Here is a 17,745-nt window from a genome sequence, read left to right as displayed (position 1 = left end):
ATCGCAAAGGGTTCATGTCTGTGTGTCGTTCCTTCCCTCTAGAACCGCGATGGCTCCGGGGGTATACGACAGCAGAAGGCTGCGGCGTCACAGGACACCGCAGATACAGCTGTACGTGCTTCTCTCATCCAGACTTTAACTGTCGGTACCGGAATTTCACCGGTTCAACCGTCCGCCGGGTCCCTTCCTGGAGAGGAAAAGCACCGGCTCGCGGGTCGCGGACTGTCACCGCCGGTTCGGACTTACACCGACCCCGGAGCACGTATTGTGTGTTGCTATTCTGCCACAACCCCGAGGGGCTGCCGTCTATTCCGCCGACCCCGCGCGTAACCTCTGGCGGCCCGCCTCGCGCAGCCTGTCAATCGCGCCGGCAGGGTCAGCCGCACCGTAGACTGCCGAGCCGGCAACAAAGACGTTAGCTCCGGCCTCGGCTGCACGAACGATGGTCTCCTCGGTGATGCCGCCGTCAACCTGGATGGCGACGCCGATCCCCGAGCCGTCGATAGCAGCCCTCGCGCGGCGGATTTTCGGCAGCGTCAAGTCCAGGAACGACTGGCCGCCGAAGCCCGGCTCGACCGTCATGATCAGCAGCATGTCCAGCTCGGACAGCATGTCCAGGTAGGGCTCCACCGCGGTTCCCGGCCGCAATGCCATACCAGCTTTGGAGCCGCGGGCCCGCAACTCCCGGGCAAGCTTGACGGGGGCGATGGATGCCTCGGCATGGAAGGTCACGGAGGCCAGTCCGGCGTCCGCGAACCCCGGAGCCCAGCGGTCGGCATCGGCGATCATCAGGTGTGCATCCACCGGCACCGGGCTGACAGCCTGGATCCGCTGGACCACGGGCAGCCCGATGGTCAGGTTGGGAACAAAATGGTTGTCCATCACGTCCACGTGCACGGCGTCCGCATTGCTGATGCGCTGCAGTTCGGCTTCGAGATTAACGAAATCGGCGGAGAGGATGCTCGGGTTGATGCAGCATTCAGTCATGCGGAACCTTTCACTGGGCCTGCGGTAAGTCCTGGTCAATCTGGTCGGATCAGATTTTCTTGCGGATGAGGGCGAGGAACATCGCATCCGTGGAGTGGATGTGCGGCCAAAGCTGGGCCGTGGACTCATGGCCTGCACCCAGGCTCCCGGGAAGGCTGACGCTGTCCAGCGCCGCGCCCGCATCGAGCAGCTCAAGGTCGTCACGCTTCCGGAGCACATCAGCCACCACTGCCGTGGTCTCAGCCGGGTGCGGCGAGCAGGTGACGTAGGCCACCACTCCCCCGGGCCGGACGGCGTCGAGGGCTGACCTGAGGAGATCGCGCTGCAGCGGCCCCAGATCCGCCAGGTCCTTGGGCGTGCGGCGCCAGCGGGACTCCGGCCGGCGCCGGAGCGCGCCGAGCCCGCTGCACGGCACATCCACGAGGACCCGGTCGAAGGACTCCGGTTGCTCGGTGCCAACTTCGCGGCCGTCACCAGTGCGGACCCGCCACACATCCCGCGGCACGGCAGACAGGGCCTGGCTGACAAGTTTGGCACGGTGCGGGGCGGGTTCATTGGCCAGCAGTGTTGCACCCGAGGCGTTGGCCAGCGCGCCCAGCAAGGCTGCCTTGCCTCCGGGCCCGGCGCACAGGTCCAGCCATGCCTCACCGCCGGTTCCGCTTCCGGCGCCCGATTCAAGGCGGGGCCCAAGGTCCACGGCTGCCATGGCCCGGGCCACGAGCTGGGAGCCCACGTCCTGGACACGGGTGCTGCCGTTGCGAACGGATGCCAGCCGCCCGAGGTCACCGCCGCTTGAGAGGGCCGAGCCTTCGACGAGCACCCCGGGGGTGGCACCGCCTTCAATGGCCTCGTCAAGGTTCCCCAGACCGGGCAGCGCAACCAGGTTGACCACCGGGGCGGCGTTATCCGCTTCGAGCAGATCGTTGATTTCGGCGGCGGAGCGCCCGTGCGCCACCAGCGACTGGCGCATGGCCCGGACGATCCATTCCGGATGGGCGTATCGGAGGGAGGCGACTTTGGTTTCGTCGCTTTCGCCGGAAACCAGCAGCTCGAGCCATTCGTCAAGGCTGTGGGCCGTGACCTTACGGAGCACCGCGTTGATGAGGGCCGACGGGCCGGCGCCAATCACGGCACGCGCCAGGCCCACGGTCTGGTCCAGCGCCGCGTGGGCAGGGACCCGCATGGCGAGCAGTTGGTGGGTTCCGATCCGCAGGGCATCGAGGATAGCGAGGTCAAGCTGGTCCAGGGGCCTGTCGACGCAGCGGGCCAGGATGGCGTCGTACGTCCCCTGGCCGCGGAGGGCCCCGTAGCTGAGTTCCGTGGCGAAGCCGGCGTCGCGTTTGTCCAGCCCGTGATGACGGATCCGGGCCGGGAGCACGAGGTTGGCGTACGCGTCCTCGGCGGCGACCGCGCGCAGGACTTCGAAGGCCACCAGCCGGGCGGGGTCGGCCCGGCGGGTGCGCTGTGACGGTGCGTTCCCGGTGAAGCTCCGCTGGGAGCTGCGGTTCCGTTCCCGGCCCTGCGCGTTGCGCTGGCTGCTGTCCCGCTTCCCCCCGCCGCCACGGCCGCCACGGCCGCCGCTGCCGGCGCCACCGCTGCCGTGGCCGCCTGAATTACCGCCGGACGACTCGCTCATTCGAACACCACACTTTCAGGTGAAGCCATGCCGCGGGCCCAATCGGCCGCCGCCATCATCTTTTTGCCCGAAGGCTGGATCCGCGTTAGCTCTACAGCGTGGGATCCCGTCCCGACCAGGACGCTCTTCCCGTCGAGCTCCAACGCACCCGGGCCCAGGTGGCCGACGTCCGGCCGGAGGCGCACCGGCTCAAGCTTGACGCGCTGCGAGTCCAGGGAAGTCCAGGCGCCCGGCTCGGGCGTGACCCCGCGGGCCCGCCGTCCAATAGCGAGCGCAGGCTGGCTCCAGTCGATCCTGCCGTCGTCGATAGTCAGCTTGGGCGCGAGGGAAACCTGCCCCTGCTGCGGCTGCGCGACGGCCTTCCCGGCTTCCACCGCTGACAGCGTCTGTGCCAAGAGGACGGCCCCGCTGTGCGAGAGCCGCTCGAGCAGGACGCCGGCGGTGTCCTCCGGACCCACGCCTTCGGTCAACGTCCCGAAGACCGGTCCGGTATCCAGCCCTTCCTCGAGCAGGAAGGTCACTGCCCCGGTGATGTCGTCCCCGGCCATCACCGCACGCTGCACGGGAGCTGCCCCGCGCCAGGCAGGGAGGAGTGAAAAGTGCAGGTTGATCCAGCCATGCCTGGGGACATCGAGGGCCGCGCGCGGAATGAGCCCGCCGTAGGCGACGATAGCTGCGACGTCCGGACTGACAGCGGCGATGGTGGCCGTCACGGCGTCATCGACGCGGGCGGCATGGATGATCTCAATGCCCAGTTCTGCGGCCCGGGCGGCAACGGGCGACGGCGTCAGCACGCGTTTGCGTCCGACCGGCGCATCCGGGCGGGTAAGAACCGCAACGACGTCAAAACCGGCCTGCACCAGGGCGTCCAGTGACGGGACCGCAACGGCGGGCGTGCCTGCAAAAAGTACCCTCATGTGGCGGCGCCGCGCGGACCCGCACCAAAGCTTGTTCCACCAAAACTGGACCCGACCGTCTTGGCGCGCTTCGCCGTCGTGCGTTCAGCGACTGCGCCGTAGTCGGCATTGCGGATGGAGCGCAAGGCGGTCTTCCGGTCTTCGCCCTCAAGCCGGTCCGTGTACAGGATGCCGTCAAGGTGGTCCGTCTCGTGCTGGAAACAGCGCGCCAGCAGCCCTTCGGCTTCCACGGAAACCGGCTGGCCGTTCACGTCGAGGCCGGTAGCTCGCGTGGCGCGGTAGCGGCGGACCGGAAACCCCAGCCCCGGGATGGACAGGCAGCCCTCAACCTGGTCAGCCTGGTAGTCCTCGCTGTTTTCCAGGACCGGGTTGATGATGTGGCCTTCGACCCCGCCGATTCGGTAAGTGAAGACCCGCTGGCTGACGCCTATCTGTGGGGCCGCCAGGCCGGCGCCATCCACGTCCTCCATGGTTTCCGTCATGTCTGCGACGAGCTTGACCAGCTCCGGCCCGAATTCCGTCACGGGATCGGCAACTGTGCGAAGCACAGGATCGCCGATGATGCGGATATTCAGAATGGCCATATGCAGCACTTTCCTCACGGTGGGGTAAAGGGAACCAATCCAGTTTAGGCGCAGGGGCTTCGGTGCGGGGACTTCGGCTATGCGCTCTGGACCTGCGCGGATGGCGGTGGAGCGATGGGAAGCAGGGCCGAGCCCGCGCTGAGGGTATCTGCCGAGAGCTCCCAGACCCGCCGCAGCGCACAGAATTTCCACCAGTGGTGTTTGAGGACCTCGGGGTTGGCGCGGACGGGGCGGACTTCGGTCTCCCCGATGGCTACCGCCAGGAGGACCGGGCTCTCCCCGTACTGCCAGGATTCCCACTCACCTGCGACAGGATCCACGAGACTTTCTTCCGCCTTCATGCCGGCCACCAGCTGCATGACCACCTTGTCGTCGAGGGGCTTCACCGTGCCCTCCCGCGTGGTGCCCTTGGTCTTGTAGTCGATGAGGCAGATCCGGCCGTTGATGCGCGCCACCAGATCCAGCGTCCCCGCGTAGCCAACGGATTTGTTCCAGACGGTGATTTCGGGGGCGATGGGCTCCACGCCGAAGAGCTCCCACCATTCATCAAACCGGACAGCGAAGGCCTCCTCACCGTTTGCCGCGAGGGCCTCACGCGTTTCCTTCATGGTGTGAGGACGGCCCAGCGCACGGAGCGCAACCTGTTCGCAGTAACTGTGGACGCGGTCGCCGCGACGGGCGGCCTCATCGCGGTACGTCTCGGCCGCTTTGGCGGCCCTGTTGACGGCCTGCCGGATTTTGGCAGGGCTGCCCAGGCAGTCTGCGAGCAGCGGATCCTTCGCCAGGCTGCTGGCTCCCATATATCCGAACCAACCGTCCAGCCCATGCGGCTGCTGGCCGATGACGGTGGTGATGGAAGGAACGGAGAACTGCTCGGACGTGGAGCGCGCATACATGCGGCCGTATTCCGTGGCGTGGGCGAGAAGTGGATCAGTCATACAAAGACTCTTTCACAAGGGGCTGACAGAATGGCCGGGCACAAAAAAGGTCCGTTTCCCCTCGGTGTGAGCGGAAACGGACCAGATCCTCGGTGGGCGATACTGGGTTCGAACCAGTGACCTCTTCGGTGTGAACGAAGCGCGCTACCACTGCGCCAATCGCCCCGATGCATTTGAATGCTAGCCGACCCTGGGCCGTTTTTGGAAATCGGGAATTCATCCCGCCCGAATTACACCCTTGTAATTCGGAACTTCCGCTAGATTGCAGGGATCCAAGGCCGTTGCCGGATCTGGGAAGGGCGCGATTTGGAGAATCCTTGAACCTCCTATAGAGTTCTTACTCGTTGGAACGCGAGGAAATGCCCGGAACGGCAAGGAATCAGACTCCAAATGCGGACGTAGCTCAGCTGGTAGAGCACCACCTTGCCAAGGTGGATGTCGCGAGTTCGAATCTCGTCGTCCGCTCGCAGGACACTGTCAAGGCAAAGGTTCTTCGGGGCCGACGCTTACACGGTGGGTTGGCCGAGAGGCGAGGCAGCGGCCTGCAAAGCCGTTTACACGGGTTCGAATCCCGTACCCACCTCGGTGAAAACCATGGTTTCCGGTTCAGGCCGGGCAGCAATGGGCGATTGGCGCAGCGGTAGCGCGCTTCCCTGACACGGAAGAGGTCACTGGTTCGATCCCAGTATCGCCCACCAGGCAAGGAAACTTGCTTCATGCAGTACGTTCGGCCCGCGCCGGAACGCACTCATATGCGGACGTAGCTCAGCTGGTAGAGCACCACCTTGCCAAGGTGGATGTCGCGAGTTCGAATCTCGTCGTCCGCTCTCTTCTCACAAAACCCCTTTGACCGGACATCCGGTTCCGGGCGATTGGCGCAGCGGTAGCGCGCTTCCCTGACACGGAAGAGGTCACTGGTTCGATCCCAGTATCGCCCACAAAGCAGCTCCGACGGAGCTGCTTTTTTATTGCCCGGATTTTACGGATTGAACCCACAAATGTTGACAGGATTTGTCAATGCACCTTGGCACGTCCCCACGACAGGGCTAGGATCGGTTGCGGAGGAGCGAACTGGCTCCGCGATTGAAGGGAGGTGCTCGTGGGACTGATTGACGATCTTAAGGGCAAGGCTCAGGGTCTCATCCACGGAAACGAGCGGACCATCAAGGACGGCATCACAAAAGCCGGCGATTTCGTCGACTCAAAGACCGGCGGCAAGTACGCAGGTCATGTGAACAAAGTCCAGGAGGGCGCTTCCAAGCTTGTTGACAAGAATGACGGAACACCAGGCCAGGCACCTGCTACAGAGCAGGCTCCACCGGCCAACCCGGTTCCGCCGGTTGACAAGGCTCCGTAACAAGGATTCGGCCAGGGCATTGCCCTAGCACGTCAAGGGGGTGCGGGTCCCGCCGGGAGGCGGCGCCCGCACCTTTGGCGTTTAAGCCGGCTTGGGCGCCGCCGCTACGACGGCTCGTGGTTCTGGGCCTCACGGGCCAGCGCAGTAAGCCGGGAAACTGCCCGGTAATACTTCTTGGTATACCCGCCATGCATCATTTCGTCGGTGAAGAGTTGGTCGAAGGGAACACCGCTGGCCAGGATGGGAACATCCTTGTCGTACAGCCGGTCCGCGAGCACCACGAAGCGCAGCGCCACGGCCTGTTCGGTGATGGTTTCGACGTTGCGCCACACCACGCCGTCGATGCCGTCGATCAGTTGCCGGTAGCGGCTCGGATGCACACCTGCAAGGTGGCCGATCAACGTACTGAATTCGTCCTGCGCCACGGTCTTGCCGTCGAATTCGGCTTTCATCTGGGCTGCGAGCTGGCTGTTCTTGAGCGGGGCCGGAGGGGTAGGAAGTCCGCGGTGGCGGAAGTCCTCGCCGTCGATCCTGATCACGTCGAACTGGTCCGCCAGTACCTGGATCTCCCGCTGGAAATCGACGGCGGCAAAGCGCCCGTCGCCGAGCGACCCGGGCAGCGTGTTGGAGGTAGCGGCAAGCTTGACGCCGGCGTCGGCCAGTTCCCGCATCAGCCTGGACATCAGCACGGTATCGCCCGGATCATCCAGCTCAAACTCGTCGATGCACACCAGCTTGTAGTGGCTCAGGGCCTCCACGGTCTTGCGGAAAGACAATGCCCCCACCAGATTGGTGTACTCCACAAAGGTGCCGAAGGCCTTGGGCCCCGGCGCAGCGTGCCACAGCGAAGCCAACAGGTGCGTCTTGCCGACGCCGAACCCGCCGTCAAGATAGATGCCTGCCCGTGAGGTGTCCTTCTTGGCGAAGAGCCTCTTGAACAGCCCGTCACCGTCACCGGCACCCACTCCCCCGGCAAAACCTTCCAGGGCCTTCACTGCTGCTGACTGGCTGGGCTGTTTGGGGTCGGGCCGGTAGCTGGCAAAAGAGACCTTGCCGAACCGCGGCGAAGGATAGAAACCCTTGAGGAGCTCGTCCACCGAAACTGCCGGAGTGCGGGCGGCAAGCTGTTCGATCTGTACCAAGGGTGGTCCGTTCTGCTGGTGAGTTGTCCACAGAAAAGGATACCGGCAAGGCGGCGGCGCTCCTCGGCCATGGCGCCAGTAGGCGGACCAGCGTGACGAAGGCCATATTTCCCTCTATTAACCGGAGGGGCGAAATCGCCGGCTGCCGTGGCTTATGTTGGATCAGGTTCCCAACCTCCTTCTGCAGGTCCGCCCTACGTTTCAGTGAAAGGCCACTATGTCCTACCCGATTGAACAGAACGAGAAATTCGCTGCCTATGCCCGCCCGGAGCGGCTGGTTTCCACCGATTGGCTGGCTGCGGCCCTTGAAAGCGGCGCCGTAGCTGACGGAAACCTTGTGGTGGTCGAATCCGATGAAGACGTCCTGCTGTACGAGACGGGCCACATTCCCGGGGCCGTCAAGATCGACTGGCACACCGATCTGAACGACGAAGTTACGCGTGATTACGTCGACGGCAAGGCTTTTGCCGCGCTCGTCGCATCGAAGGGCATTTCCCGCGACAGCACGGTGGTCATCTACGGGGACAAGTCCAACTGGTGGGCTGCCTACGCGCTGTGGGTCTTCACGCTTTTCGGCCACGAGGACGTCAGGCTGCTCGACGGCGGCCGGGACAAGTGGATCGCCGAAGGCCGGGAACTGAGCACGGACACCCCCACTCCGGTGGCTGGCGAATACCCTGTGGTGGAACGCAATGACGCACCCATCCGTGCCTTCAAGGAAGACGTCCTGGCGCACCTGGGCAAGCCGCTCATCGATGTCCGCTCCCCTGAGGAATACACTGGCCAGCGCACGCACATGCCTGCCTACCCGGAAGAAGGCGCCCTCCGCGGCGGCCACATCCCGACGGCGGCGTCCATTCCCTGGGCACGCGCCGCAGCCCCGGACGGAACGTACCGCAGCCGCGAGGATCTGGAAGCCCTGTACCTCGGCGAAGCGGGCCTCACTGAAGGCGACGATGTTGTGGCTTACTGCCGCATCGGTGAGCGTTCCAGCCACACCTGGTTTGCGCTCAAGTACCTGCTGGGCTTCGACAGCGTCCGCAACTACGACGGTTCCTGGACCGAGTGGGGCAACGCCGTCCGCGTCCCCATCGTGAAGGGCGCAGAGCGGGGAACGGTCCCTGCCGCCAACTAGGACCGCCCGAATGTACACAGACGCCTGCCTGAAAAACTGCGAAAGCTGGAAGCGATGACTACATATGCCCTGCCCGCCGCTTTGGCGGAAATCGTCGATGACTTCCAGGCCCTGACCGAACCGGAGCGGCTTCAGCTGCTGCTCGAGTTCTCCCGTGAGCTGCCGGAACTGCCTGACAGGCTGAAGGACCACCCCGAGCTCCTGGAGCAAGTGGTGGAATGCCAGTCGCCGCTGTTCCTGACGATCGAGATGGACGGGAACGACGACGGACAGGCCGACAGCGTGCGGCTGTTCTTCAAGGCTCCGCCGGAAGCCCCCACCACGCGGGGTTTCGCGGGGGTGCTCCTCGAGGGGCTCGACGGGCTTACCGCTGAGGAGATCCTTGCCGTCCCTGACGACATGCCGGAACTGCTGGGCCTGACCCGTGCCATCACGCCGTTGCGGATGCGCGGCATGACGGCCATGCTGGGCCGAATCAAGCGCAAGGTGGCCGCTACCTCGCGGCTGCGGACCAAAACCGCTGCGCCCTGACGGTTCCTTCCGGTTGGGACGCAAGGCCTCTTCACAGGGAACGCCGGCCACTGCGGCATTGACCGCGGCCGGTGTTCCCTTTGTGCTGCACCCGTATACTCATGACCCCTCCGCGGCGAGCTACGGCACCGAAGCTGCCGACGCCCTGGGGATTGACCCGGAAAGGGTCTTCAAAACCCTGATGGTGCACGTGGAAGGGCGGCTCGCGGTGGGTGTGGTGCCGGTGAGCGGAAATCTTGACCTGAAGGCGTTCGCTGCCGCCTTGGGCGCGAAAAGGGCCCTGATGGCGGACCCAGCGGCCGCTGAACGCCGGACAGGCTACGTCCTCGGCGGGATCTCCCCGTTGGGACAGCGCCAATCCTCGCCGACAGTCATTGACGGCAGTGCCCTTGCCCTGGAGACCATGCTGGTTTCGGGAGGAAGGCGCGGGCTGGACATCGAAGTCGCGCCGGCTGACCTCCTCCGGCTCACGGGCGGCATCACAGCCGCAATCGGAACGGCTAAGTAGCCGCCTTTCCGGGGTAGGACTGTCCCGGGTTGATCCGCGGAACAAGGTGCTGGCGGAGCCATGCCTTGACGAGCCGTTCCCAACGTTCGGGGTCCACGTTCCACTCCTTCGTGTGCCTGGCGTGGTTGAAGGTTTCGAAGGTGACCATTTCCGGATTCCGCTCGGCGAGGGTGGCAGATGGTCCGTAGGGCACGTATTCATCGTCAACGCTGTGGAGGATCAGCGTGGGGGTCCGGAGTTCCACGGCCCGGGAGACCCAGTCCATGGCTTTGAGGTCCACGGGTGCTGCCAGGCCCGTGAGCCTGCGGCCCAGCGGGTGGCCCAGCATCAGCTGTCCGTACCGTCCCACCAGGGATGGGATCCTGTTCACCTCTGCATGATGGGCGAGCACGTTCACCCAGTTGATGACGGGAGCATCCAGGACCATGGCCCGGATCACGTGGCGGTACCGCGACAGGTCCGCGGTCTGCAGGCAGATGGCTCCGCCCATGGACCAGCCGAAGAGGACAACCTCCTCGGCACCGTTGGCCAGGGCGTATTCGATGGCGGCTTCCACATCCCGCCACTCGGTCGATCCCAGGCCGTAGCGGCCGTCGCCCGCCGATGGCGCCAGGCCGTCGTTGCGGTAGGAGACCAGCAGGCTGGTCAGCCCCAGTTCCAGGGCCGGCCCCACTGCCCTCAAGGCTTCCAGCCGGGTGGCGCCGCGGCCGTGGACCATCACGGCCCACGTGCGCGGTTGTCCGCCGGCCCGTACCAGCCAGGCCGGTGCCTGGCCGCCGTCGACGCCGATGAGGACGTCCTCTGCCGGCAGGCCGACGGCGGCCGGGTCAGGATAGACGGCTCCGCTCCACCACCCGCGGCGGGCGGTGTTGAGATCACCGCTGTAGACAGCCTCGACTTCCCGGAGGACCGTGCGTTCGGCCGGGGCGTAGGAGACGATGCGTCCGATCCGGGCGTGTCCTTTGCCGCCGTCGAAGAAGAGGCCGTATACGCCGTCAACGGTAGTGTCCTCATTTGCTGCGAGGATGACCTGCTGGCCTTGGCCCTCGCGGATTACGGCAAGCACTTCCTGGTTCGCGACCCGCTGCCGCGCGGGGGTAATGACACGGCGGGCAAAATACAGTGCAAGGGCCGAGGAACCGGTGGCCAGCAGGCCAGCCAGGGCACCCCCGCCGATGACGCTGCCGATGGCCCACTTCGCGCGCAGCGACATCCCCGGGCCCGGTTGGGGCATGGGTGCAGCCGTGAGGGGTTCGGTTCTCGGAAAAGATGACATGGTTCCATTCTTACCGCCGCCGGCCTGCAGGCCATATTCGCGCGCCGTGCCGCGCCGGACTCAATGGATGCAGGTGCCCGAGCACAGGGCTAGGCTGATTCCATGAGCGACCCTATCGTCATCCTGACCGAAGAACCGCTGGGAGCGGACGACCGCCTGAACATTGAACGGCTGGTGGATGGGGCAGACACGCGCCTTGTGCTCCTGGTTCCGGCCAATACCGAGCGGCACCTGGTGGTGGATTTCCTGGAAAACCTCTCCATGCTGGACGTTGCCAAGGCCTTCCATGAACTGACGGCCCATGCCCCGGATCCGGCCGCCGAGCGGGCGGAAGCCGCCGAGACCCTGGCGGTCTCACTCGACGCTCTTGAGGGCCTGGGCGGCGGAGTCACCGGAGAGGTGGTGGAGGGCGGTGCCGTCAGCGGCCTGGTATCCAAGGTCAAGGAGCTGGGCGCAGCCCAGGCTGTGGTCATCACCCGTCCGCACGCGGTGGCCGACACCTTCCACACGGACTGGGCAAACAAAGCCCAGGACCGGCTTGGGCTCCCGGTCCTGCATCTCTATGCCGGTTCGGGATTTATCGGTGACTCCTGAGCGTTGACCACGTTATGAGCATCTTTGGAAACAGCATCTTCGGCAACAAGGCCACGGGCTCCATTCCCGCAGTCGGGGACGTGACCGGCCCAGAATCCAGCCAGCAGAAATCCGATGCGGAGTGGCGGCAGGAACTCACGCCGGAGGAGTACCACGTGCTGCGCGACGCCGGCACCGAACGGCCCTTCACCGGCGAGTACTGCGACACGCACACGGCCGGGGTCTACCAATGCCGGGCCTGCGGGGCAGAGCTTTTCACCAGCAACGAGAAATTCGATTCCCACTGCGGCTGGCCGTCCTTCTGGGCGCCGCTCGCCGAGGGCACCGTGCGCTACATCCATGACCGCACCCTGGGGATGGAAAGAGTGGAGGTCCGTTGCGCCACGTGTGATTCGCACCTGGGCCACGTTTTCGACGGCGAGGGCTACGGAACCCCGACTGACCAGCGCTTCTGCATTAATTCCGTTTCACTGAAGCTGGTTCCCCGCGAGGTTGAGGAACAGTCCACACCTGATTCCTGATGGCCACCAGGCCCTGGGAATACTTGAGCTGGAGTGTCTCTTTGAGCCATCGAGGCAAAGACTTGCTTATGGGTGCAGCCTTTTTGAGTTAGGAGATCTGGGTGATTGCTAGGCTCGCCGTAGAGTCCCAAGCAATGAGAAAGGCACCTACGATGACCGAGACCGTGATCAGCGCCCCCACCAGGATTTCCGCCGAACATCCGCACTGGATCCGTTTGAAGGACGCCGCCACCGCGCTCCAGGCCCTCCAGGTCCAGGACGGCTCCATCCCCGGTTCAAGTGACCACGGCGCCGCGGCTGCGCACGTGGCAGCCATCGCCGAATCCGTCAGCTCACTTGCCCCCCTGTTCCCGCACGATGAGCCCTACCTTGCCGCAGTGAAAGCCGATTTCGAGGAATGGGCGGCCAGCGGCTTCGGCATCCCGGATTTCCTCTCCTCGCTCCTGGCGTTCCAGCCCCAGCAGCAGCGCCAGGATGGGCTGCAGCATGTGGTCATCTTCCCCATGTACACCCAGAACGGCAGCAGCAGCCGTCTCGTGGAAGCGGTCCTGATCGAGGTGATCTGGCCTGATTTCATCGCTGGCCTGGAAGCCGGGGATTACTCCAATAAGCTTTTTGTGCCCATTCGCTTCCTGGACTTCACGCCCGGGTACAACACCAACTCCGCAGTGCTGTTCCCGGAAACGGTGGGCGTCAGGGAAACGCCTTCCTTCACGTGGGGCGCGATCTTTGCGGACCGCGAGGCAGCGCGGTTCCGCCGGGTCCTGCGGGCGGCAGCGGACATCACCTCGCTGGAGCTTCCCCCCGGTGCCGCGGAGCTGCTGGAAGACCAGGAACTGACCGAGGCCACGTTTGTGATGTGGGACCTGATCCACGACCGGACCCACATGCGCGGCGACCTCCCGTTTGACCCGTTCATGATCAAGCAGCGCATGCCGTTCTTCCTGTATTCGCTGGAGGAACTCCGCTGCGACCTCACCGCCTTCAGGGAATCCGTCCGGATCGAAAAGGACGACGACGCCGAACCCGAAGCCCGCCGTCACGCCGGACTTGTCCAGTATGCCATCATCTTCGATAGGATTTTTCGCTTCGCGATCACCGGCAGCCGGGTCCGCAATTACGACGGCCTGGGGGGCCAGCTGCTCTTCGCGTGGCTACACCAGCACCACGTCCTGCACTGGACAGACAGCCGTCTCAGCGTCGACTGGGACCACGTGGCGGATGCCGTGATCGCCCTGGGAGCCAGGATCGACGAGCTGTACTGGCGTTCCATCGACCGGCCCAAAACGGCCCATTGGCTCGCGGCCTACCAGCTGATTTCCGACACCCTCACGCCGAACCCCGCGTCGGTATGGGCCAAGGGCCCTGAATCGCTGCCGCTCGCCGGTCCTCCCCGGGGCCTGACGGACCAGGTGTTGGATGACGAATTCCCGCTGTCCATGTTCTATGAGGCTTTGGAGAAGAAAATGCGTCCCGTCATCGAATCCACGGCCGGAATCACCGGCAGCTCTGCACTGAATCCGGCACTGTGAGTCATATCCCGGCTGTGAATGGCGCCCCGGTCCTGAACGTCCTGGTCACCGGGGGCAGCGGAGCATCAGGAATTGCCGTCGCCGGGGCCCTCCGGGAAGGAGGGTTCCGGGTCTTCACAGTGGGTTCGGACAGGACCCGCATTGAAGAGGCGGCAGCGCAGGCCGGCGACGGCGTCACTCCCCTCGTCTGCGACCTTGCCGGCCTCGCCGACGTCCAGTCCCTCAGGGACAGCCTCGCCGGCACTGGCGTCACCATCGACGCGGTCATCCACCTGGTGGGCGGCTGGCGCGGGGCAAAGGGAATCCCGGACCAGAGCGACTCCGACTGGGAGTTCCTGGAGCGGGGAGCCATCACCACCCTCCGGAATGTGTCCCGCGTGTTCTACGCGGACCTGGCCGCTTCCGTTTGCGGGAGGTTTGCCATGGTCTCCTCGACGGCCGTGGGTAAACCCACCGCGGCAACGGCCAGCTACGTGGCGGCGAAAGCCGCCGCCGAGGCGTGGACCATGGCCATGGCCGAAGGCTTCAGCCGCGCGGAGTCCAGCGCCGCCGTCGTCCTGGTGGTGAAGGCGCTCGTGGATGCGGAGATGCGGAAGCAGCACCCGGAACGGGCTTTTCCCGGCGCCACCGATGTCCGGGACCTGGCCGCCGCCGTCGTCGGCCTGTTCAGCAGTCCTGCAGGCGGGCTGAACGGCCAGCGCCTGCTGCTGACCCCCTGACTCCTTAGACTGAAAGCGTGAGCAAAGCAATGACACCCGCAACAAATACGGCCCCACCGCTGGAAATTCCCTCCATGGCCCGGCTTCACGATACAGCTGTCCGCGGCTTCGCTTCGGACAACTACTCAGGCGTCCACCCCGAGGTCCTGGCCGCGCTGGCTGCGGCGAATGGGGGCCACCAGGTTTCCTACGGCGAGGACGACTACACCGCGCGCCTCCAGGAACTGATGGAGGAACACTTCGGATCCGGTATCGAATGCTTCCCGGTGTTCAACGGGACCGGCGCCAACGTCCTGTCCCTGCAGTCGCTGCTTCCGCGCTGGGGTGCCGTGGTCTGTGCGTCCACAGCCCATATCAACATGGACGAGAACGGTGCCCCCGAACGGATCGGCGGGATTAAGCTGCTGCACGTCCCCACGCCTGACGGCAAGCTGACGCCGGAACTGATTGACCGCGAGGCGTGGGGCTGGGGCGATGAGCACCGCGCACAACCGCTGGCCGTCTCCATCACCCAGACGACCGAACTCGGCACGTGCTACAGCCCTGACGAGGTGCGCGCCATTGCGGACCATGCCCATGCCAAGGGCATGAAGCTCCACATGGACGGCGCCCGCCTGGCCAACGCGGCCGCGCACCTGCAGGTTCCGCTGAGGGATTTCACGCGCGACGCCGGTGTGGACATCCTGTCTTTCGGCGGGACGAAGAACGGGCTGCTCTTCGGCGAAGTTGTTGTGGCGCTCAACCCGGAAGCGGCGTCCGGCCTGGTGTACCTGCGGAAGATGAACATGCAGCTCGCCTCCAAGATGCGGTTTCTTTCAGCCCAGTTCATCGCGTTGCTGGAAGGCGGCCTGTGGCTCCGTTCGGCGTCCCACGCCAACGCCATGGCCACCCGCCTCCGTGCGGCCGTGGACAGGATCGATGGCGTGGAGCCCACACAGAAGACAGAATCCAACGGTGTATTTGCCGTCCTCCCGGAGGGCGTGGCCGGCAGGCTGCGGGAGTCCTTCCGGTTCTACGACTGGAATGAGGCCGCCCGGGAAGTCCGCTGGATGTGTTCCTTCGACACGAGTGAGGACGATATTGATGCCTTCGTTACCGCGATCCGCCGGGAGCTGGCTGCCCACCACGCAGGCGCAGCCTCCAGATAGCATGAACCCGCTGACGGCGAGCCTGCGCTCCCGCCCCGCTGCGGTTGCGTAACCTGCGAAGGTGAATGCACTCGCCCAGGTTCCCCCGGAGTTTCTTCACGCGTTGGGAACCCTCAGGAAGGCCCAGTGCCGCAGTGAACTGCGCCTGGCGGAAATTCCGGCTCCGGCACGGCTGGCACCCTACGCGGTGGCCCTCGGTGCCGAAGTCATGGCGCCCCGTCCCGGCAGCGCTGCCACTCCTGTCCACGGGCCGGCGGCCATGGCCCTTGCTGCTGCCTCCGGAACAGACGACGACGGCGACACGGAGCTCGCCACCGGGCGTTTTATCCTCCTGCACGATCCCGATGGCTCCGCCGTCTGGGACGGCGCGTTCCGCATCGTGACCTATATCCGGGCGCAGCTGGAACCCGACATGGGCAATGACGAAATGCTGGGGACGGTGGCGTGGACCTGGCTCGTGGAAGCCCTCGAGAACCACAAGGCCCCCTACCGGGCAGCCGGCGGCACGGCCACGCGTGTGCTCTCCGAGAGCTTCGGGACGCTATCCGAAAGGCCAGGCTCGATCGATATCGAACTGCGCGCATCCTGGACACCGGCGTCGTCGGACGTCACCGCCCATCTGGAAGCGTGGTCCGACATGGTGTGCACGTTCGCGGGGCTCCCTCCGCTTCCCGACGGCGTGTCTGCCCTTCCCCGCCGCCGCCGGAACTAGAAGCAGCCGGATACCACCTTGTCGGTAAACTGAAGGCACCATGACCCCTCACATTCCGGATAACACCACGGCCGGCGCTCCGGCTGCTGATACCACCACCCACATCACGGTGGAGGGCTTCGACAGCCCGATCCCCGAAATCATTGACCTCGATTCACCCCGCGACGGCGTGCCCCTTGTCATCGAAACGCAGTCCGGGCTGGAGCGGTGCGCCGCGGCCATCGCCGCAGGGACCGGGCCGGCGGGCGTGGATGCCGAACGCGCCTCCGGGTTCCGGTACGGCCAGCGCGCCTTCCTGGTCCAGATTCGCCGCGAAGGCTCGGGAACCTGGCTGATCGATCCGGAGCCCTTCGGCGACCTGGCCATCATCAACGATGCCCTCAAGGGAGTGGAGTGGATCCTGCACGCGGCCAGCCAGGACCTCCCTTGCCTGTCCGAATTGGGCATGTGGCCGGACAAGCTGTTTGACACAGAGCTTGCCGCCAGGCTCGCAGGCTTGCCGCGCGTCGGCCTGGCCGCAGTCATTGAGCAGCTGCTGGGCTTCGGCCTGGCCAAGGAACACTCGGCCGCCGACTGGTCCACCCGCCCCCTGCCGGAGCCGTGGCTGCGCTACGCCGCGCTGGACGTGGAAGTCCTGACGGAACTGCGCGAAGAACTCATCGAACTGCTTGAGGCGGACGGCAAGCTGGAGTTCGCAGAGCAGGAGTTCGCCGCCATCCTGGCAGCCGGAGTAGCCCCTCCCCGGATTGATCCCTGGCGCAAAACCTCCGGCCTCCATCAGATCCGTGACCGCCGGCAGCTGGCGGCGGTCCGCGAGATGTGGCTGGAGCGCGATTCCCTGGCGCAGAAGCGGGATGTCGCTCCCGGCAGGCTCGTTCCGGATTCCGCCCTGGTGGCCGCGGCCAAGGCCATGCCTGCCACCGTGCCCCAGTTGCTGGGAACCAAGGGCTTCCACGGCCGGGCGGCACAGCGGGAGGCCCCACGCTGGCTTCGCTGTATCGCCGCTGCGAGGGACCTTGAAGAACTTCCCCCGCTGCACCTGCCCACTAACGCACCGCCCCCTCCCCGCGTGTGGACGGACCGCGATCCGGAGGCAGCAGCACGCCTGTCAACCGCCCGCCCGCTACTGCAGGAAAAGGCGGAGCAGCTGAACCTGCCCTTGGAGAACCTCCTCACCCCGGACTACCTGCGCCGCGTGGCATGGCGCCCGCCCGCAGACACCACCGAAGCCGCCGTTGCCGGGGAGCTCCGTATCCTCGGCGCCCGCGAGTGGCAGATCGGACTCGTGGCCCCGCTCATCACCGAGGCGTTCCTGAACCCACAGCCACTGCCGGCCAAGGAACCCCGCGAGCCAAAGCCATAGCAGGGGTCAGGGACTGAAGCACGAAGCCCGACCGGCACGAAACCAGCCCTCACCCTTGCGAACGGCGGGCCTTGCACGCTAAGTTACTCACGAGTAACATAGTGTCCACTGCCGTCCGGATCATTGCTGCCCTTGGCCACTGACC

At 65.4% G+C, this 17,745-nt stretch carries 18 protein-coding genes, 6 tRNA genes and 1 riboswitch; of the genes, 16 read left to right on the top strand and 8 right to left on the bottom strand.

Annotation, left to right across the window (positions count from 1 at the left end; genetic code table 11):
* Positions 1-111: 111 nt before the first annotated feature.
* A riboswitch (FMN riboswitch) is annotated at positions 112-266 on the bottom strand.
* A 40-nt stretch (positions 267-306) separates the two neighbouring features.
* From rpe to J7E83_RS10310, 6 genes are all read right to left on the bottom strand, one after another.
* Entirely contained in the window at positions 307-987 is a 681-nt protein-coding gene (gene rpe, locus J7E83_RS10335) for a ribulose-phosphate 3-epimerase (RefSeq protein WP_214961748.1), read from the bottom strand.
* Positions 988-1,036: 49 nt separating this feature from the next.
* On the bottom strand, positions 1,037-2,623 hold the full coding sequence (locus J7E83_RS10330) for an RsmB/NOP family class I SAM-dependent RNA methyltransferase (protein WP_214961746.1): 1,587 nt from the start codon (positions 2,621-2,623) through the stop codon (positions 1,037-1,039).
* Positions 2,620-3,540, bottom strand: a complete 921-nt coding sequence (fmt, locus tag J7E83_RS10325; RefSeq protein WP_214961745.1) for a methionyl-tRNA formyltransferase — start codon at positions 3,538-3,540, stop codon at positions 2,620-2,622. Before fmt ends, J7E83_RS10330 begins: the two co-directional genes overlap by 4 nt.
* On the bottom strand, positions 3,537-4,124 hold the full coding sequence (gene def, locus J7E83_RS10320; RefSeq protein ID WP_214961743.1) for a peptide deformylase: 588 nt from the start codon (positions 4,122-4,124) through the stop codon (positions 3,537-3,539). The genes fmt and def overlap by 4 nt, the downstream gene beginning before the upstream one ends.
* A 77-nt stretch (positions 4,125-4,201) precedes the next feature.
* Positions 4,202-5,062, bottom strand: coding sequence for a cytochrome (locus J7E83_RS10315; protein ID WP_214961742.1), 861 nt, complete (start codon positions 5,060-5,062; stop codon positions 4,202-4,204).
* Between the two features lie 93 nt (positions 5,063-5,155).
* A tRNA-Val gene (locus J7E83_RS10310) sits at positions 5,156-5,227 on the bottom strand.
* A gap of 227 nt (positions 5,228-5,454) precedes the next feature.
* Here J7E83_RS10310 and J7E83_RS10305 point away from each other — a divergent pair.
* The 6 genes from J7E83_RS10305 to J7E83_RS10280 all read left to right on the top strand — a co-directional run bounded on the left by J7E83_RS10305 (position 5,455) and on the right by J7E83_RS10280 (position 6,419).
* A tRNA-Gly gene (locus J7E83_RS10305) sits at positions 5,455-5,527 on the top strand.
* Between the two features lie 47 nt (positions 5,528-5,574).
* A tRNA-Cys gene (locus tag J7E83_RS10300) sits at positions 5,575-5,645 on the top strand.
* 40 nt (positions 5,646-5,685) lie between these two features.
* Positions 5,686-5,760, top strand: a tRNA-Val gene (locus J7E83_RS10295).
* Positions 5,761-5,816: 56 nt separating this feature from the next.
* Positions 5,817-5,889, top strand: a tRNA-Gly gene (locus J7E83_RS10290).
* Between the two features lie 39 nt (positions 5,890-5,928).
* Positions 5,929-6,000 (top strand) — tRNA-Val (locus J7E83_RS10285).
* A gap of 161 nt (positions 6,001-6,161) precedes the next feature.
* Positions 6,162-6,419 (top strand): antitoxin, encoded by a 258-nt coding sequence (locus tag J7E83_RS10280; RefSeq protein WP_214961740.1) that lies wholly within the window; start codon positions 6,162-6,164, stop codon positions 6,417-6,419.
* A gap of 104 nt (positions 6,420-6,523) precedes the next feature.
* Here J7E83_RS10280 and zapE read toward each other — a convergent pair whose 3' ends face one another.
* Entirely contained in the window at positions 6,524-7,561 is a 1,038-nt protein-coding gene (zapE, locus tag J7E83_RS10275) for a cell division protein ZapE (protein WP_214961738.1), read from the bottom strand.
* A gap of 217 nt (positions 7,562-7,778) precedes the next feature.
* On the opposite strand from zapE, the gene J7E83_RS10270 reads away from it, so the two are divergent.
* The 3 genes from J7E83_RS10270 to ybaK are packed head-to-tail and all read left to right on the top strand — an operon-like array spanning position 7,779 to position 9,735.
* A complete protein-coding gene (locus J7E83_RS10270) occupies positions 7,779-8,696 on the top strand; it encodes a sulfurtransferase (RefSeq protein ID WP_214961730.1) in 918 nt (305 codons plus the stop codon).
* 54 nt (positions 8,697-8,750) lie between these two features.
* Entirely contained in the window at positions 8,751-9,227 is a 477-nt protein-coding gene (locus J7E83_RS10265; RefSeq protein WP_214961728.1) for a SufE family protein, read from the top strand.
* Positions 9,228-9,240: 13 nt separating this feature from the next.
* A complete protein-coding gene (ybaK, locus tag J7E83_RS10260) occupies positions 9,241-9,735 on the top strand; it encodes a Cys-tRNA(Pro) deacylase (protein WP_214961726.1) in 495 nt (164 codons plus the stop codon).
* Here the strand turns inward: ybaK and J7E83_RS10255 are convergent.
* On the bottom strand, positions 9,728-10,969 hold the full coding sequence (locus J7E83_RS10255) for a S9 family peptidase (RefSeq protein WP_251043737.1): 1,242 nt from the start codon (positions 10,967-10,969) through the stop codon (positions 9,728-9,730). The genes ybaK and J7E83_RS10255 overlap by 8 nt on opposite strands.
* 144 nt (positions 10,970-11,113) lie before the next feature.
* On the opposite strand from J7E83_RS10255, the gene J7E83_RS10250 reads away from it, so the two are divergent.
* The 7 genes from J7E83_RS10250 (at position 11,114) to J7E83_RS10220 (ending at position 17,600) form a co-directional block, all read left to right on the top strand.
* Positions 11,114-11,605 (top strand): hypothetical protein, encoded by a 492-nt coding sequence (locus J7E83_RS10250; RefSeq protein ID WP_214961722.1) that lies wholly within the window; start codon positions 11,114-11,116, stop codon positions 11,603-11,605.
* A 14-nt stretch (positions 11,606-11,619) separates the two neighbouring features.
* Positions 11,620-12,126, top strand: coding sequence for a peptide-methionine (R)-S-oxide reductase MsrB (gene msrB / locus J7E83_RS10245; protein WP_214961720.1), 507 nt, complete (start codon positions 11,620-11,622; stop codon positions 12,124-12,126).
* A gap of 152 nt (positions 12,127-12,278) precedes the next feature.
* The gene (locus J7E83_RS10240) at positions 12,279-13,658 is read left to right on the top strand and encodes a DUF6421 family protein (RefSeq protein WP_214961718.1); all 1,380 of its coding nucleotides are present in this window, start codon (positions 12,279-12,281) and stop codon (positions 13,656-13,658) included.
* Positions 13,659-13,672: 14 nt separating this feature from the next.
* Positions 13,673-14,377 (top strand): SDR family oxidoreductase, encoded by a 705-nt coding sequence (locus J7E83_RS10235; protein ID WP_214961716.1) that lies wholly within the window; start codon positions 13,673-13,675, stop codon positions 14,375-14,377.
* 29 nt (positions 14,378-14,406) lie between these two features.
* Positions 14,407-15,525 carry a low specificity L-threonine aldolase gene (locus J7E83_RS10230; protein ID WP_214961829.1) on the top strand — a complete coding sequence of 373 codons (1,119 nt, stop codon included), beginning with the start codon at positions 14,407-14,409 and terminating at the stop codon, positions 15,523-15,525.
* A 61-nt stretch (positions 15,526-15,586) separates the two neighbouring features.
* Entirely contained in the window at positions 15,587-16,237 is a 651-nt protein-coding gene (locus tag J7E83_RS10225; protein ID WP_214961714.1) for a DUF3000 domain-containing protein, read from the top strand.
* Between the two features lie 40 nt (positions 16,238-16,277).
* Positions 16,278-17,600: an HRDC domain-containing protein gene (locus J7E83_RS10220; protein WP_214961711.1), complete on the top strand. Its 1,323-nt coding sequence runs from the start codon at positions 16,278-16,280 to the stop codon at positions 17,598-17,600.
* Positions 17,601-17,745: the final 145 nt, after the last annotated feature.

This window comes from Arthrobacter sp. ISL-48 (assembly GCF_018613805.1).
GTDB lineage: Bacteria > Actinomycetota > Actinomycetes > Actinomycetales > Micrococcaceae > Arthrobacter.
This window is presented reverse-complemented; position numbering and strand designations above follow the sequence as displayed.

Excerpts from the sequence above, each read along its gene's own strand:
- J7E83_RS10265 (WP_214961728.1), top strand. The coding sequence starts at position 8,751 with ATGACTACATATGCCCTGCCCGCCGCTTTGGCGGAAATCGTCGATGAC.
- rpe (WP_214961748.1), bottom strand. The coding sequence starts at position 987 with ATGACTGAATGCTGCATCAACCCGAGCATCCTCTCCGCCGATTTCGTT.
- fmt (WP_214961745.1), bottom strand. The coding sequence starts at position 3,540 with ATGAGGGTACTTTTTGCAGGCACGCCCGCCGTTGCGGTCCCGTCACTG.
- J7E83_RS10270 (WP_214961730.1), top strand. The coding sequence starts at position 7,779 with ATGTCCTACCCGATTGAACAGAACGAGAAATTCGCTGCCTATGCCCGC.
- J7E83_RS10330 (WP_214961746.1), bottom strand. The coding sequence starts at position 2,623 with ATGAGCGAGTCGTCCGGCGGTAATTCAGGCGGCCACGGCAGCGGTGGC.
- J7E83_RS10240 (WP_214961718.1), top strand. The coding sequence starts at position 12,279 with ATGACCGAGACCGTGATCAGCGCCCCCACCAGGATTTCCGCCGAACAT.
- J7E83_RS10220 (WP_214961711.1), top strand. The coding sequence starts at position 16,278 with ATGACCCCTCACATTCCGGATAACACCACGGCCGGCGCTCCGGCTGCT.
- J7E83_RS10255 (WP_251043737.1), bottom strand. The coding sequence starts at position 10,969 with ATGCCCCAACCGGGCCCGGGGATGTCGCTGCGCGCGAAGTGGGCCATC.
- J7E83_RS10250 (WP_214961722.1), top strand. The coding sequence starts at position 11,114 with ATGAGCGACCCTATCGTCATCCTGACCGAAGAACCGCTGGGAGCGGAC.
- msrB (WP_214961720.1), top strand. The coding sequence starts at position 11,620 with ATGAGCATCTTTGGAAACAGCATCTTCGGCAACAAGGCCACGGGCTCC.
- def (WP_214961743.1), bottom strand. The coding sequence starts at position 4,124 with ATGGCCATTCTGAATATCCGCATCATCGGCGATCCTGTGCTTCGCACA.
- J7E83_RS10230 (WP_214961829.1), top strand. The coding sequence starts at position 14,407 with ATGACACCCGCAACAAATACGGCCCCACCGCTGGAAATTCCCTCCATG.
- J7E83_RS10315 (WP_214961742.1), bottom strand. The coding sequence starts at position 5,062 with ATGACTGATCCACTTCTCGCCCACGCCACGGAATACGGCCGCATGTAT.